The 13,682-nt window shown below is 39.8% G+C and carries 11 protein-coding genes and 3 pseudogenes; 5 read left to right on the forward strand and 9 right to left on the reverse strand.

The window, feature by feature from the left end; translation table 11 throughout:
* Nucleotides 1–64 precede the first annotated feature (64 nt).
* From secG to miaB, 5 genes and pseudogenes are all read right to left on the reverse strand, one after another.
* Nucleotides 65–406 carry a preprotein translocase subunit SecG gene (secG, locus tag IPK31_16620; GenBank protein ID MBK8089420.1) on the reverse strand — a complete coding sequence of 114 codons (342 nt, stop codon included), beginning with the start codon at nucleotides 404–406 and terminating at the stop codon, nucleotides 65–67.
* Nucleotides 407–563: 157 nt separating this feature from the next.
* Entirely contained in the window at nucleotides 564–1,505 is a 942-nt protein-coding gene (locus IPK31_16625; GenBank protein MBK8089421.1) for a hypothetical protein, read from the reverse strand.
* Between the two features lie 25 nt (nucleotides 1,506–1,530).
* Nucleotides 1,531–1,989 carry a hypothetical protein gene (locus IPK31_16630; protein ID MBK8089422.1) on the reverse strand — a complete coding sequence of 153 codons (459 nt, stop codon included), beginning with the start codon at nucleotides 1,987–1,989 and terminating at the stop codon, nucleotides 1,531–1,533.
* A 73-nt stretch (nucleotides 1,990–2,062) separates the two neighbouring features.
* Nucleotides 2,063–3,322 carry a sigma-54-dependent Fis family transcriptional regulator gene (locus IPK31_16635; GenBank protein ID MBK8089423.1) on the reverse strand — a complete coding sequence of 420 codons (1,260 nt, stop codon included), beginning with the start codon at nucleotides 3,320–3,322 and terminating at the stop codon, nucleotides 2,063–2,065.
* Between the two features lie 83 nt (nucleotides 3,323–3,405).
* Nucleotides 3,406–4,763: pseudogene (gene miaB / locus IPK31_16640) on the reverse strand (tRNA (N6-isopentenyl adenosine(37)-C2)-methylthiotransferase MiaB).
* A gap of 236 nt (nucleotides 4,764–4,999) precedes the next feature.
* On the opposite strand from miaB, the gene IPK31_16645 reads away from it, so the two are divergent.
* Nucleotides 5,000–7,273 (forward strand): outer membrane beta-barrel protein, encoded by a 2,274-nt coding sequence (locus IPK31_16645; protein MBK8089424.1) that lies wholly within the window; start codon nucleotides 5,000–5,002, stop codon nucleotides 7,271–7,273.
* A 148-nt stretch (nucleotides 7,274–7,421) separates the two neighbouring features.
* Nucleotides 7,422–7,803: pseudogene (locus IPK31_16650) on the forward strand (acyl-CoA thioesterase).
* A 66-nt stretch (nucleotides 7,804–7,869) separates the two neighbouring features.
* Here the strand turns inward: IPK31_16650 and IPK31_16655 are convergent.
* The 4 genes from IPK31_16655 to IPK31_16670 all read right to left on the reverse strand — a co-directional run bounded on the left by IPK31_16655 (nucleotide 7,870) and on the right by IPK31_16670 (nucleotide 9,694).
* Nucleotides 7,870–8,130, reverse strand: a complete 261-nt coding sequence (locus tag IPK31_16655; protein MBK8089425.1) for a hypothetical protein — start codon at nucleotides 8,128–8,130, stop codon at nucleotides 7,870–7,872.
* A 220-nt stretch (nucleotides 8,131–8,350) separates the two neighbouring features.
* Nucleotides 8,351–8,665 carry a hypothetical protein gene (locus tag IPK31_16660; GenBank protein ID MBK8089426.1) on the reverse strand — a complete coding sequence of 105 codons (315 nt, stop codon included), beginning with the start codon at nucleotides 8,663–8,665 and terminating at the stop codon, nucleotides 8,351–8,353.
* 231 nt (nucleotides 8,666–8,896) lie between these two features.
* Entirely contained in the window at nucleotides 8,897–9,505 is a 609-nt protein-coding gene (locus IPK31_16665) for a YdeI/OmpD-associated family protein (GenBank protein ID MBK8089427.1), read from the reverse strand.
* A gap of 6 nt (nucleotides 9,506–9,511) precedes the next feature.
* Complete coding sequence (locus IPK31_16670; protein ID MBK8089428.1) at nucleotides 9,512–9,694, reverse strand: hypothetical protein; 183 nt, start codon at nucleotides 9,692–9,694, stop codon at nucleotides 9,512–9,514.
* Nucleotides 9,695–10,117: 423 nt separating this feature from the next.
* Between IPK31_16670 and IPK31_16675 the strand changes: the two are divergent.
* The 3 genes and pseudogenes from IPK31_16675 (at nucleotide 10,118) to IPK31_16685 (ending at nucleotide 13,669) form a co-directional block, all read left to right on the forward strand.
* A pseudogene (locus tag IPK31_16675) lies at nucleotides 10,118–11,920 on the forward strand (type IIA DNA topoisomerase subunit B).
* A 123-nt stretch (nucleotides 11,921–12,043) separates the two neighbouring features.
* The gene (locus tag IPK31_16680; GenBank protein MBK8089429.1) at nucleotides 12,044–12,826 is read left to right on the forward strand and encodes a class I SAM-dependent methyltransferase; all 783 of its coding nucleotides are present in this window, start codon (nucleotides 12,044–12,046) and stop codon (nucleotides 12,824–12,826) included.
* A 15-nt stretch (nucleotides 12,827–12,841) separates the two neighbouring features.
* Nucleotides 12,842–13,669, forward strand: coding sequence for a DUF1835 domain-containing protein (locus tag IPK31_16685; protein MBK8089430.1), 828 nt, complete (start codon nucleotides 12,842–12,844; stop codon nucleotides 13,667–13,669).
* Nucleotides 13,670–13,682 lie beyond the last annotated feature (13 nt).

The following is a 13,682-nucleotide window of genomic DNA, read 5'->3' on the forward strand; positions in this document are numbered from 1 at the left end:
AGATCAAAATAAATCAAAAAACCCCGACTGTAAGGTCGGGGTTCAATAAATAATTTAAGAATCCTTATTTAGCCGGAGTTGTTGCCGGTAAAGTTGGAGTGCTGTTATTAGCAGGAGCCTGTTTAACCGGTTGTTGAGTGGTTGGAACCTTTTCAAGGCTGCCACCACCTGTACCGGCAGTATCAGAAATAAATACAGTTGAAACCAGGCACAGAACACCAATAATGGCTGCAAATAACCAGGTTCCTTTTTCAAGAACATCGGTTGTTTGTTTAACGCCCATAAACTGGTTACTGAAACCGGCCACAGAACCACTGAGTCCGCCACCTTTTGGGTTTTGAACCAGTACAATAAATCCTAAAATAACGCTGGCCAATATTACCAGTATGATGAATAACCAAGTCATTTGTTACAATTTTAATTCTTCAATTCGGGATGCAAAATAAACGCTTTTTTCGGGATGCAGCAAACTTAATTTGCGGTATAAGTCAATGGCTTGTGAAAGTTTCCCCTGTTTTATAAGCACATCTGCCATGGTTTCGGTAAGCACTTCGGTTTGCTGGTTACTTGGTGGCCATGCTTACCACAGCTTTTTCTTCGTTTGGATTCAGCTCTTTCTTTTCTTCCACATAGATCTTTTTCATAGAACGCAGCCACTGGGTAAAGGTTTTTACCTGCTGACCAAGTTTGTCATCGCCCGATTTATCTTCCCGGAGTTTAATGCCCTGCGACGCAAAGTAATCAACGGTATGAAAAGGTTCGAAGGTGAAAACGGGTTGATCATCGGGTACTGAAGAGGTGTTTGCTGTTTCCTCTTTGATTTCTGCTGCTATAAGAGTCGGTGCATTTGAAGCTGTATCATTTATTGAAGCTGATGGTTCCTCTTTAAACGTTTCTGCTTCAATCAATACTTCTGCATCCTGAACAGCGTCTGAAACAGGTGAAATATCTTCTTCTTTCAATGTCTCTGCTTCTATCATTACTTCGGCATCCAGCACAGCATCATTAACCGGTGATACCTGTTCTTCTTTGATTGCTTCCGCTTCTATCATAACTTCTGCATCCAGAACGGCGTCTGATACAGGTGAAATTTCTTCTTCTCTGCTTATCTCCACTTCAATATTTGCTTCTGCATCCATTACAGCATCTGTATCATTGGCCATTTTCTCTTCTTCTGTTTCGGGCACTAATTCAAAATCAGTTTGCTTTCTTTCTTCTGTAAAAAATGATGCAGGCGGAGTTTGAAGAACTGATGTAGTTTCTTTCTGCGTTTCAAATTGCTTTAATTGCAGTGTGAACCATAAGGGCTGATTGAAAAAGATACCTGCCTTTTGTGTTTGCTGTGAAGCTGATGTATCAGCTGTTTGCTTCAATTTGGCAGCTAACAGGAATTGAGCTGTTCCAAACCAGGGGTATTGGTAAACGAGTTGTTCCAGCTCCGCTTTTGAAGTTTCTTTCAGCAGTGAAGGTTGCTGTATAAGCCTGCTAAATAAATCAGCGTTCATCATTGCAGCAAAGTAATTGAAAAAATTACCAGTTTGAGAAAATGCGGTTAAATATTTCGTCGGTCATATTTGTAACAACCAGATCCGTCAATGAACTTTCTGCCTGAGCAAGTGATAAACTTGCTGAGAAAGGAAAATTCCTTGTAAGATCGGCTTCAAAACTTTTTTTATCATCCATCCTGTTTTTAAACACAAGATGAACTGTTACGTTCAGGTTATTGGAAGCTGCCTGTTGATTGGAAATACCCGATGTTGTAACATAATAATCTGTGATCTGTCCACTTACATCATAATGGGCATCGTCATTATTTGTTTGTGATAATCTTGTTTGATTAACTACTTTCTGACGAAGCTTATCAGTTAAGCGTTGACTTAACTGCGGGTTTATGATTCTTGCACTGTTTGTAATAAAGTGGACGTTCACTGTTTTTACTTCAGGGGGAATAGAAACATCTTTAAAGGAATAGCAGGAGGATAAAGCCAATAGCCAATAGCCGATAGTTAACAGCCACATGCTTTTCACTATCGACTTGCAACTAACGACTAACGACTTTCTTCTAAAGTTCTTCAATATCATACTCCTTCAGTTTTCTGTATAAAGTTCTTTCGCTGATGCCGAGATCGAGTGCAGCATCACGGCGTTTGCTTTTATGTTTCTTCAGTGCTTTAATGATCAGTTCTTTTTCCTTGTCCATGATGTTGAGGCTTTCTTCCACTTCCACATGATCCTGAATATCGCTATTGCCATTTCCGTTAAAGATCATTGGCTGCGATGAAGTAGATGAACTGATGACCGGCTGTTGATTCACTTCCATGGGCTTCGGTTCAGCAATCATGGTTTCGTTAAAAAAGTTGCCCGGCATCTGCACCTGTGATCCTCCATTCTGCAATACTTCAAGGAACATTTTCTTTAACTCGGTTACATCACGCTTCATATCAAAAAAGAGCTTGTACAGAATCTCCCGTTCATTGGCAAACTCAGCAGCACTTCCTGCCGGAGCAGTTTGATGAGCCAGCACCGGCAAACGATTAAAACTTCTTTCGGGCAAGAAGGGAGCTAAATCTTTACCTGTAACAATTTTGTTGGTTGATAGAACAGAAATCTGTTCTGCAATATTCTTTAATTCCCGCACATTACCGGGAAACGGATAACTGATTAACAGATTTTTTGCATCATCTTCCAGTTGCACTGGAGTTGTTTTATAACGTTCTGCAAAGTCAACAGAAAATTTTCTGAACAGGAGAGGGATATCTTCTTTCCGGTCTCTTAATGATGGTACACGGATAGGAACAGTATTCAAACGGTAATATAAATCTTCTCTGAACTTATTGTTTTGAGTAAACTCCAGCAGATCTTTATTGGTAGCTGCAATTACACGTACATCCGTCTTCTGTACTTTAGATGAACCAACACGGATGAATTCGCCTGCTTCCAGTACACGCAGCAAACGTGCCTGTGTGCCTAAAGGCAGTTCACCAATTTCATCTAAGAAAATAGTACCGCCATTCACCGTTTCAAAATATCCTTTTCTTGCATCTAATGCTCCGGTAAAAGAACCTTTTTCATGACCGAATAATTCAGAATCAATCGTTCCTTCAGGAATTGCACCGCAGTTCACAGCAATGAACGGATTGTGTTTTCGTGTAGATAAAGAATGAATAATTTGAGAGAATACTTCTTTACCAACACCGCTTTCACCATTGATGAGCACAGTAAGATCGGTTGATGAAACCTGTACTGCCACATTCAACGCATGATTCAGTGCCGGTGAGTTACCGATAATGCCGAACCTGTTTTTTATAACTTGTAAATCCATTGTTATTATTTTTCAATTGTGCCCAGCAATGTGCCTTTGGTACAACTGTTGACTTTACCATTACATAATCGCCTTTCTTCAAATCATAATTTTCTTTCGGAAAAACCGATCACTTTGTTTTGTGAGTTACGACCCATCCAGGAACTCTCATCTTTCTTGCTGTTACCTTCAATCAATACTTTATAGGTTTGACCGATATCCCGTTGATTACTGTGTAAGGATAAATAATATTGTTTGTCAACGATTTCCTGCAAACGTCTTTTCTTTACTTCTTCGGGAATATCATCTGCATAACGTTTGGCAGCAAGTGTACCCGGACGCTCACTGTAATAATACATGTAGCTGTAATCGTACCTGCTATAATCCATGATGCTTAATGTATCCTGGTGTTCCACTTCAGTCTCGGTACAAAAACCTGCAATAAAATCAGAACTGATGCCGCAATCAGGAACAATTTCCCTGATACGATCCACTTTTTCATATACCATTCACGGGTGTAAGTTCTGTTCATTAACTGTAACACTCTTGTATTTCCACTTTGCACCGGTAGATGAATATAATTGCAGATGTTTTCATATTTCGCCATAGTAAACAGCACTTCATCTGTAATATCTTTGGATGAGAAGTGGAAAAACGAACTCTAGCTCCGGGCTTACCTTGCAACCATTTCAAGAAGATTGGCAAAAGTTATGAGAGTTTCTGAAACTCCCCCTTCAGGGGGTTGGGGGGCAAACTGGTAACTGTCAACATTTTGCCCGAGTAATGTTACTTCCCTAAAGCCTCTGTCGAATAAATCCTGTGCTTCAGCGATGATTGATCTTGCATCACGGCTTCTTTCACGGCCACGTGTAAAGGGTACCACGCAGAAGCTGCACATATTATTGCAGCCACGCATGATGGAAATAAATGCATTCACCCCATTACTTTCCAAACGAATTGGTGATATATCTCCATAGGTTTCATCACGGCTCAGCAATACATTTACCCCTTTTTGTCCACCTTCTGCTTCTTCTATTAAGCCGGGCAGAGAGCGGTAAGCATCCGGACCAATTACAAGGTCAACCAGCTTTTCTTCTTCCAGTAAATTTGATTTTAAACGTTCTGCCATACAACCGAGTACGCCAACCAGTAAACCCGGTTTCTTTCTTTTTGCCTGGCGGAATTCTGTTAAACGTTTACGGATGGTTTGCTCAGCCTTTTCACGAATGGAACATGTATTGAGCAGAACGAGATCAGCTTCTCCGGCATTTTTTGTAGCGCCAAAACCGGCTGTATTGAGAATGCTGGCAACAATTTCACTATCGCTGAAATTCATTGCACAGCCGTAGCTTTCGATATAAAACTTCTTTTTATACTCGTTGGGGTCGTTTGCAAAAGGAGCATAAGCTTCGCCCTGGCGGTTTTCATCATGCACTTTTGTATCTGTCAACAAATCCATCATATTTAAGCTTATTGAGCAGACAAAGGTAGGAAAATATAAGCGATTTGGTGACAGATTGGCAGCATATATACTACCACTGATGGAATAAGAAAGGGCTGGTATCCTGTTGAAAATTACCTTTATGCTCTCAAAAAACTGAACCCGTTGACAGTAAAACCATTTTTCCTCTTATCTGTACTTTTTCATTTTCTCGCTTTTGTTGCTTCAGCCAGCAAGGGCAAAAAAAGGATAATGGAATGGTGATAGGGTCAGTGCTTGATACCTCAAGTCAACGGGCAATTGTGGGGGCAACGGTTTCCATCATTCCTTATAAGGATTCAACCAAACTTTCTGTATTTCTCACTGATAAAAACGGGGCATTTAATTTCAGTAACCTTGAGTTTGGATATTACCGGTTAACGATCACAGCTATTGGGTTTCGTACCAAAACAATTGACAGTATTCATTTACGGACTGAGCGATCAGATTTTAATCTGAACGATATCGGCATGGGTAATCAGTCAGTAGAGTTAGGTGAAATAGTCATCTATGTTGAAAAGCCTTTGATTGAATCAAAAGATGGAAACATTACATTCAATGTTGGCGAAAGTGCATTGAGTAATGGAAGTACTGCTACTGAATTATTAAAACAAACACCGCTGGTTACAACCGATCCCAATGGAAAGATTTTAGTGCGGGGTAAAGAGCCCAAGATATTAATTGATGATAAACCGGTTGAGCTGAATATGCAGCAACTGCAGGACTTGCTGGAAAGTATGCCCGGCAGTACCATTGAAAAAATTGAAGTACTTACCAACCCTCCGCCACAGTATGCCAATGAACAGGGTGGCGTAATCAACATTGTTACCAAGAAAGGAAGAGTTGGTTTTGGTGGAAGAGTAAACCTGTATTACGGATCAAGAGGTGAAATGGGATTCAGCAGCAATTTCAATTACCGGAAGCAGGGCTTTGCTGTTAACATGAATGTGGGGATGGGGTACAACCAATATGAAACAGATGGTTACAGCAACCGCACAAATATTTATACCGATTCATCCAATCAATTAAAGATTAACAGCAATTCAATCAGCAAAACCTTACGCCCCAATTTTCGTTTCAACCTTGATTATGATCTCAATAAAAGGAATACGGTAAATTTTGTAGCACAGTATAACCAGAACGAATTTGATAACAGCGGCTTTAACCGTTATAAAAATATCAACAGGTTCGATTCTATTTCGAAACTGAGCGAACGGACTGTTGCAACCGATGGTTATAACAGGAATCCATCGCTAAATTTTACCTACACACATAAAGGAAAAACAGCAGGGGAGCAGTTGCGTGTTATTGGCTCTTATAATATTGGATGGAACAAAAACGTACGCAATTTTTTTCAGGAGTTTTTAAATGCGGATGATACGCCAACAGGTATCGACAGTACACAAAAACAATCGAACGATACCCGCAACAATGGCTACAGTGTAGTGGTTGCATATGCTAAGATTCTGAAAAATAATAAAACCAGTTTTTCAACCGGTGCTGCTTACTACCGCAGCAACAGTCATATACTTTTAACAACAGAATTCCTGAAAAAACCGGAGAACAGTTTTCAGAAAGTTGATTTGCTGAGTAATGATTTTGAGTTTCACCAGGATGTGCTGAATGCAAGATTTTCCATAAAGCATATTTTTAAACCGGGTTTTTCCATCAGCGCCGGTGCTGCAGTGGAGCAAACCAATATCCTGTTTGAATTATACAGAGATGGTAAGAATGTGTACAGCAGGTTTTACAATCTCTTACCTTTTGCTAATTTCAACAGAAGCTGGGAGAACAAAACCAATCTTACGTTTGCTTACCGCAGAACGATTCGCCGTCCGGGCATTGGTGAACTGAACCCGGCAATTGATTATGGTGATCCATACAATCTTCGTTATGGCAATCCTGATTTACTGCCATCACAGGCACATAATTTTGATGTAGTATTTGGCCAAACAAAAACGAAAGGCTTTGCCAATATCGGACTTGGGTATAATATAGTTGAAGACATCATCAGCCAGATCAGAACATTGCAGCCGGATGGTAAAACAGTTGTAACCTGGGATAATGTAAGCGGTCGTCAGGAATATGAAGTAAGCAGTTGGGGAGGGCTCACCATCAGTAAAAAAATCCGATCCAATATCAGCGCCAGTTATATCTATAATCAATACAGCACATTCGATAAACAAATCAGGAAGTACCGTGATGGTGGTTCTTTTACTTCCAATTTCAGCTGTAATTATTTACCCGATGATAAGTGGACATTAACAGGCACGTTCACGTTTAACCGTTTTGCCAATCCGCAGGGTACAGTAAAGAGCAATATCAATATGAACTTGGGACTGCAACGTAAATTATTCAAGAAGAAAATCATTCTAACGGTTATACAGTTGATCCATTTGTACAGCAGCAGAACAGAATCTTTACTTACGGAACAAATTTTAATCTTGAAAGTTACAGCCGTACACAAACAAGAAACTACCGCATTACATTAAGTTATAATTTCAACAAAACAACTACATCGAAAAAGAAGGGGCCAAGTGCAAGTGATTTGCTGAAGAAGAAAACTGGAAAGAGTTGATTCGCAAACGGAAACTTATCTTTATACTCTAACAGAACAATATGCAACAGGAAGATAACAGTATGAATTTTCACACCCGTAAATGGGTAAAGCCCGAAGATCTGAATCCCAATCATTCTTTATTTGGCGAAAGACTGCTGCAATGGATTGATGAAGAAGCTGCTCTTTATGCAATCATTCAGCTGGAGAATAAGCATGTTGTAACAAAATTTATTTCGAGATCAATTTATTTCATCACCCAAACAGGGCGATATTATTGAAATAGGAATTGTGGCTACTCATTTTGGAAATACGTCATTAACTCTCAAATGTGAGGTAAGGAATAAACTGACCCGTGAGCAGATCTTAACCATTGAGAAAATTGTGTTTGTGAATGTAAATGAAGAAGGTAAACCTGTGCCGCATGGTAAAACAGAAATCACTTATGTAAAGGATCGGTTTTAACAATGGCATAAAAAGTTGCTGATCAAAATTGATCAACAACTTATCTTCAAGTCACTGTTTCCAATTTTACTCTTCCTCATCTTCTAATAAGCATCCTGCCCGAAGAACAGTTTCTCCCCAGCTGGCAATTACTTTATCATCTAAGCATTCAGCAATATCATGAATGGGGTGCTCTTTTTCTTCCACAATTTCCTCTCCTTCATTGTAAGTGGAAATGCAAAGAGCATAGTCACTTTTAAAGTGAACCTTAATCAGCTTCAGCGCTTCATTTTCTTTTTCCTGGATGAGATAATGGCATCCGGTTTCCATTAGTTCATACGAATACATAGTTCACAATTTTAATCTTTAACAATAATATCAATCCGCAAGCAGAACTTAATGGTGTTGGTAAGTTGGAGATGGTTGAAATCAACCTGTTTTCCAGAGGTTCAGTACCCGACAAATGTAGACCGATTTACGGGATTTAGGGAATGCAAAAATGGCATCTGGTTTTAATTTTACAGAAATTTAATGCAAGGCTGCTGAAAACCAATTGGTTGGAACTTAACTATTCCAGCTCTGTTACGCTGATCTTCTTGCCATCAAAGCTAACCAGCAGGATTTTGACCGATCTTACAGGCTGTCCGTTTTGCAGGGCAGGACTCCAGTTACCCTGGCTCATCCATGTTTTTAATGCAGAAAAATCCGGGCGAACATTACTGTTTGGTCTTGCTTCATACAGGCAGGCTTTGCCATCTGTATTAATCAATAAGCTGAGGGTTATTTTGCCGCCTGCTTTTTTCTGTACATATTCTTTAAAGAAATGATCGAGATGATCATCAAGGCTTGTTTTCTTGTTGTTCCATTGTGCGGTTTGCTGCACACGGATATAAACATCATCAATGGATTATTGCCGAATTGTTTGCAACTGTCTAAACGGATGATTTCCTGTTGCTGGGCATTACTTTGTAAACAGATGAAGAGAAGGATAAAGGATATGATTGCTTTCATAGGGTAAATATAGAAAATCGCCGGAAGCTGCGAGCCATAAGCTGTAAGTGAAAATAGTTTGCGTATTTGCGAGTAGCGTGAAGCGAAAGGCTTGCGGCCATTTTCACAACTTAAAACCCTGTACTCCGGGTTTCTTATTTGCTTCGCTCATTAAAACTGTTTGAAGCAGCCTTTTATTTCTTGTTTCAGGAGTTTTGGCACTGTCGAGCCAGAACATAAATTGCTTACGGGTAGAAGGAGCAAAAGCTTTGAAATTATTAAGTGCTGCTTTTTTTCCTTTAAATGCCTGCAGCAAATCTTTGGGAAGCTGATTGGTATTTGCGGCATGGTTCGAAGCGGTTAATGTATCCCAGCTGCCATTCTTTTTAGCAGTTTCAATTTTTTCAAGTCCCTGCGGTAACATCAGACCATTGGCTATTAAAACTTCAACACGTTGTTTGTTTACATCGCTCCAAACACTTTTAGGTTTACGGGGCGTAATGAGTATCATCGCCCGTTCATCATCTAATTTGCGGGCAAGACTGTCGATCCACCCAAAGCATAAGCATTCTTCTACAATATCATTGTAGGGCAGCCGGGGTTTGCTTTTTCCAACCTTATAATATATAAGCCAGATACCGGTCGATTTCTGATGATTTTTTTGCAGCCAGCTGCGCCAGGCTTTCCTGTCTTTGGGATAGAAAGAATCGAGGCTGTCAATAGCCCTTGCCATAAAGTATTATCCTTCGTGTTTGCGGTTGAGCATCCAGATGAGGAAAGCAATGAAGAAGATGCCAATACCAGCTCCTCCGAAAATGATTGCTGTCAGCACTTTCTGAGCGCCAACAGATAAAACCATTGACAGGGCAACTACCAGGTATACGATGAAGATGGTAAGGAGAGTGTAAATCTTTTTGTCCATGTTTTGATTTTAGTGAAGCGAAATTGAGAAATAATCAGTTATGTGCCAAAAATTATTCACAGGACTGTGAACAAATTCTACAGCGGAGGGCGAAAGTGGTTTTGTTATATTTGCCAGCCAAGCCCCTCCAAACCTCCCCAAAGGGGAGGCTTTCAAAGCACAAACCTCGCTTGTCAACCGGTTAAATAAAGTGCAGACCCTGTTGATAGTTGCAGAGTAAAAAACTGATGCTGGTGTGGAAGATAAAATGTTTAATAAACTGATGCTGTACCGCCTTCTCTCTACGGGAGAGAAGGAAGGGTTGAGAAGGCCTCATAAAACTATAAACTGTTCAATGGCTGAAGAAAAAAGAACTTGTTTGATTACGACGAAGATTCCATTAAAACCCTCGATTGGCAGGAACATATCCGTCTTCGTCCGGGAATGTATATTGGAAAGTTAGGCGACGGCAGCAGCCCGGATGACGGGATTTATGTACTCATGAAAGAAGTGCTTGATAACTGCATTGATGAACATACGATGGGTTATGGCAAGCAGGTGGAAGTAAATCTGGAAAATGGTGTGGTAACGATCCGTGACTATGGCCGTGGTATTCCGTTGGGGAAAGTGGTGGATGTGGTGAGTAAGATCAACACCGGTGCCAAGTACGACAGCAAAGTGTTTCAGAAAAGTGTGGGTTTGAATGGTGTAGGTACAAAAGCGGTGAATGCATTGAGCAGTTATTTTAAAGTAACGGCTTTTCGTGATGGCAAAGAAAAAACCGCTGAGTTTGCAAAAGGCATCTTAACAAAAGAGCATAAAGAGCAAAAGAGTACCGAAGAAAACGGAACATTGGTTACGTTCATTCCCGATGAATCAGTGTTTAAGAACTACCGTTATATTCATGAGTACATGGATAACCAGTTCTGGAACTATTGCTACCTCAATGCAGGTTTGGTTGTCAATTTTAATGGAAAGAAATACATTTCCAAAAATGGTTTGCTTGATCTGCTTCAGCGCAAAACCAATATGGATGAGATCCGTTATCCCATCATTCATTTAAAAGGCGATGATATTGAAGTAGCCCTTACTCATGAAAATCAGTACGGCGAAGAATATTATTCATTTGTAAACGGACAGTTTACCACACAGGGTGGAACACATTTGGCTGCATTTCGTGAAGGGTATGTAAAAACGATTCGTGATTTTTATAAAAAGGATTATGATGCGGCTGATATACGTGGAAGCATTTGTGCAGCAGTAAGTGTGCGTGTGCAGGAACCGGTATTTGAAAGTCAGACAAAACTAAACTTGGTTCAACAACGGTTTCTGAAGGCGGACCAAGCATGAAGAATTTTATCGGCGATTTTTTGGCAAGAGATCTTGATCTGTATTTGCACCGTAACCCAACTGTTGCCGATGCATTGAAGCGCCGCATTGAACAAAATGAAAAGAACGCAAGGAACTGGCAGGTATAAAAAAACTCGCCAATGAGAGAGCGAAGAAAGCGAACCTTCACAATAAAAAATTAAGAGACTGCCGTTTTCATTACAACGATGAAGCAACAGGCAAAGACCGAATCAAAATAATTGAGAAACAAAAAGAAAGCACCATTTTTATTACCGAAGGTGATTCTGCCAGCGGAAGTATTACCAAATCAAGAAATGTAGAAACACAGGCGGTGTTCAGTTTGCGTGGTAAACCATTGAACTGTTTTGGTCTCACTAAAAAAAAGTGGTGTACGAAAATGAAGAGTTCAACCTGTTACAGCATGCATTGAATATTGAAGATGATTATGAGAATCTCCGTTACAATAACATTGTAATTGCAACTGATGCTGATGTGGATGGTATGCATATTCGTTTATTGCTGATGACATTCTTTTTGCAGTTCTTTCCTGACCTGGTGAAGAATGGCCATGTGTACATTCTTGAAACTCCGTTGTTTCGTGTACGGGATAAAAAGGAAACGATTTATTGTTACGATGAAACTGCCAAACAGGAAGCGGTTAAAAAATTAGGCAACAAACCGGAGATCACAAGATTTAAAGGTTTGGGTGAAATCAGTCCCGAAGAATTTGGCAAGTTCATTGGAGCAGAAATGCGTAAAGAACCGGTGATGTTATTACCTGAAACGCATATTCAGCAGGTGCTGGAATATTATATGGGTAAGAACACACCCGACAGGCAGGAATTTATTATTGATAACCTGAAAGTAGAACTGGATATAGTAGAAGAAAATGTGTAACCACGAATTACACAAATTTGCACGAATGAATACGCTGCCGGGAAATATTAAAAAAGTAACAAAAGGAATTTCATTGAATCAATTCGTGTTGATTCGTGTAATTCGTGGCCAATAAATTAAGGAATGTTTGAATTTCACGCCGACAGGAAACGATATTTTGAGATACAAGTTCTGAATACAGAAAAGTATGTGCTGCCATTTATTGAGAAAGTATTTTCAATAAAACAAGGGATGCGTGTTTTGGAAATTGGTTGCGGTGAAGGCGGTGTTTTGAAAGTATTTGTCGACAAAGGTTGTATAGGTGTGGGAGTGGAGCTGGATGAAAGCCGTTTGGTGAATGCAAGGGAATGGATGGCAGCTGAATTGCAGAATCAGCAGATGAAATTCTATTCAAAAGATATTTATCAAACTACCTATGCAGAATTAGGTGGAGCATTTGATGTGATTGTACTGAAGGATGTAATTGAACATATTCATGATCAGCCAAAGCTGATTGAATGGATGAAAAGTTTTTTAACTCCGGGTGGAGTGATCTTCTTTGGTTTCCCGCCATGGTATATGCCGTTTGGCGGGCATCAGCAGATTAATAAAGGCAAATGGTTAAGCAAGTTGCCTTATTATCATTTGCTGCCAGCGCCAATTTATAAATGGTTGCTGAAATCGAATGGAGAGAACTGGGAAGAAATGCTGGAGATCAAAGAAACAGGAATATCAATTGAACGTTTTGAACGGATCTGTAAAGAGAAAGGATACAACCTGATCAACCAAACACATTTCCTGGTAAACCCGATTTATGAATATAAGTTTGGCTGGAAACCAAAAGAACAGTTTGGATTAATCAAAGCTATTGCGTTTGTACGGAATTTTTTTACAAGTTGTGTTTATTATTTAATACAAAGCAAATAACAGAATCAGGATAACATGATACACATTGTTTTTAATGAAGCAGATGTTGAGGTGCTGCAACAGGCAATTGAACTGGATGAAAGCCTGCAGGGTGAAGTAATGCAGGTAAGTGATGATTATGCAGTTGGTCCGCTGAAAGATATTTATACCCAAGAAGGTATTGAAGCAAGAAAGAACTGGTGGCGTGAAGTACTCGCTGGTGGAGATTATGATGGAAAAGTGGATACAGGTGAATTGGATGACAACAGGCTTGTTGCATTTTTGATTGAACGGTTGCAGGTGACTGATGAAGAAAAAATCTGGATATGGGCCGCACAGAACAAACATGATGTAAGCGGATATTACTGGTTAATGAGTCAGCTAAAAGATTTCCAGGGAAGAGTGTCCATTCTTTACCTGAACAATCTTCCGTTCATTAATGAAAAGGGATTGATTTTTTACCCGGAGTGGATTCACACTATTCAGCCAAAAGAAATGACCAAAGCAAAGAAGCTGTCGAGGCTAATTACGGCAAGTGAGTTTGAAGTTGATCCGGATGAATGGACAAAACTCTGCACTGAAGAAAAAGGTGTTCGTTTACTGGAAGGTGGAAAGAAACTGATGCAGAAGGATTATGATTACTATGATGCAGATCTGAAAAATTTCATTTCTGCAGACTGGCAGAAGGGGAGTAAGATCATCAACCAGTTTTTAAGTAAGAATAAAGAAACAACAGGCGACGCTTATATGCTGTGGCGTTTAAAGCTGATGATTGCAGAAGGTTTGTTTGATGTGCAGGGAGAAGTAAAGAACATGAAAGAATTTGAAGTGAAGAAAAAAGCCGGGGCTGTGGAAACTGTCTGAACCATGATTTTTA

Source organism: Chitinophagaceae bacterium, assembly GCA_016713085.1.
Taxonomy (GTDB): domain Bacteria; phylum Bacteroidota; class Bacteroidia; order Chitinophagales; family Chitinophagaceae; genus Lacibacter.

Excerpts from the sequence above, each read along its gene's own strand:
- secG (MBK8089420.1), bottom strand. The coding sequence starts at position 406 with ATGACTTGGTTATTCATCATACTGGTAATATTGGCCAGCGTTATTTTA.
- IPK31_16625 (MBK8089421.1), bottom strand. The coding sequence starts at position 1,505 with ATGAACGCTGATTTATTTAGCAGGCTTATACAGCAACCTTCACTGCTG.
- IPK31_16635 (MBK8089423.1), bottom strand. The coding sequence starts at position 3,322 with ATGGATTTACAAGTTATAAAAAACAGGTTCGGCATTATCGGTAACTCA.
- IPK31_16645 (MBK8089424.1), top strand. The coding sequence starts at position 5,000 with ATGGTGATAGGGTCAGTGCTTGATACCTCAAGTCAACGGGCAATTGTG.
- IPK31_16655 (MBK8089425.1), bottom strand. The coding sequence starts at position 8,130 with ATGTATTCGTATGAACTAATGGAAACCGGATGCCATTATCTCATCCAG.
- IPK31_16665 (MBK8089427.1), bottom strand. The coding sequence starts at position 9,505 with ATGGCAAGGGCTATTGACAGCCTCGATTCTTTCTATCCCAAAGACAGG.
- IPK31_16670 (MBK8089428.1), bottom strand. The coding sequence starts at position 9,694 with ATGGACAAAAAGATTTACACTCTCCTTACCATCTTCATCGTATACCTG.
- IPK31_16680 (MBK8089429.1), top strand. The coding sequence starts at position 12,044 with ATGTTTGAATTTCACGCCGACAGGAAACGATATTTTGAGATACAAGTT.
- IPK31_16685 (MBK8089430.1), top strand. The coding sequence starts at position 12,842 with ATGATACACATTGTTTTTAATGAAGCAGATGTTGAGGTGCTGCAACAG.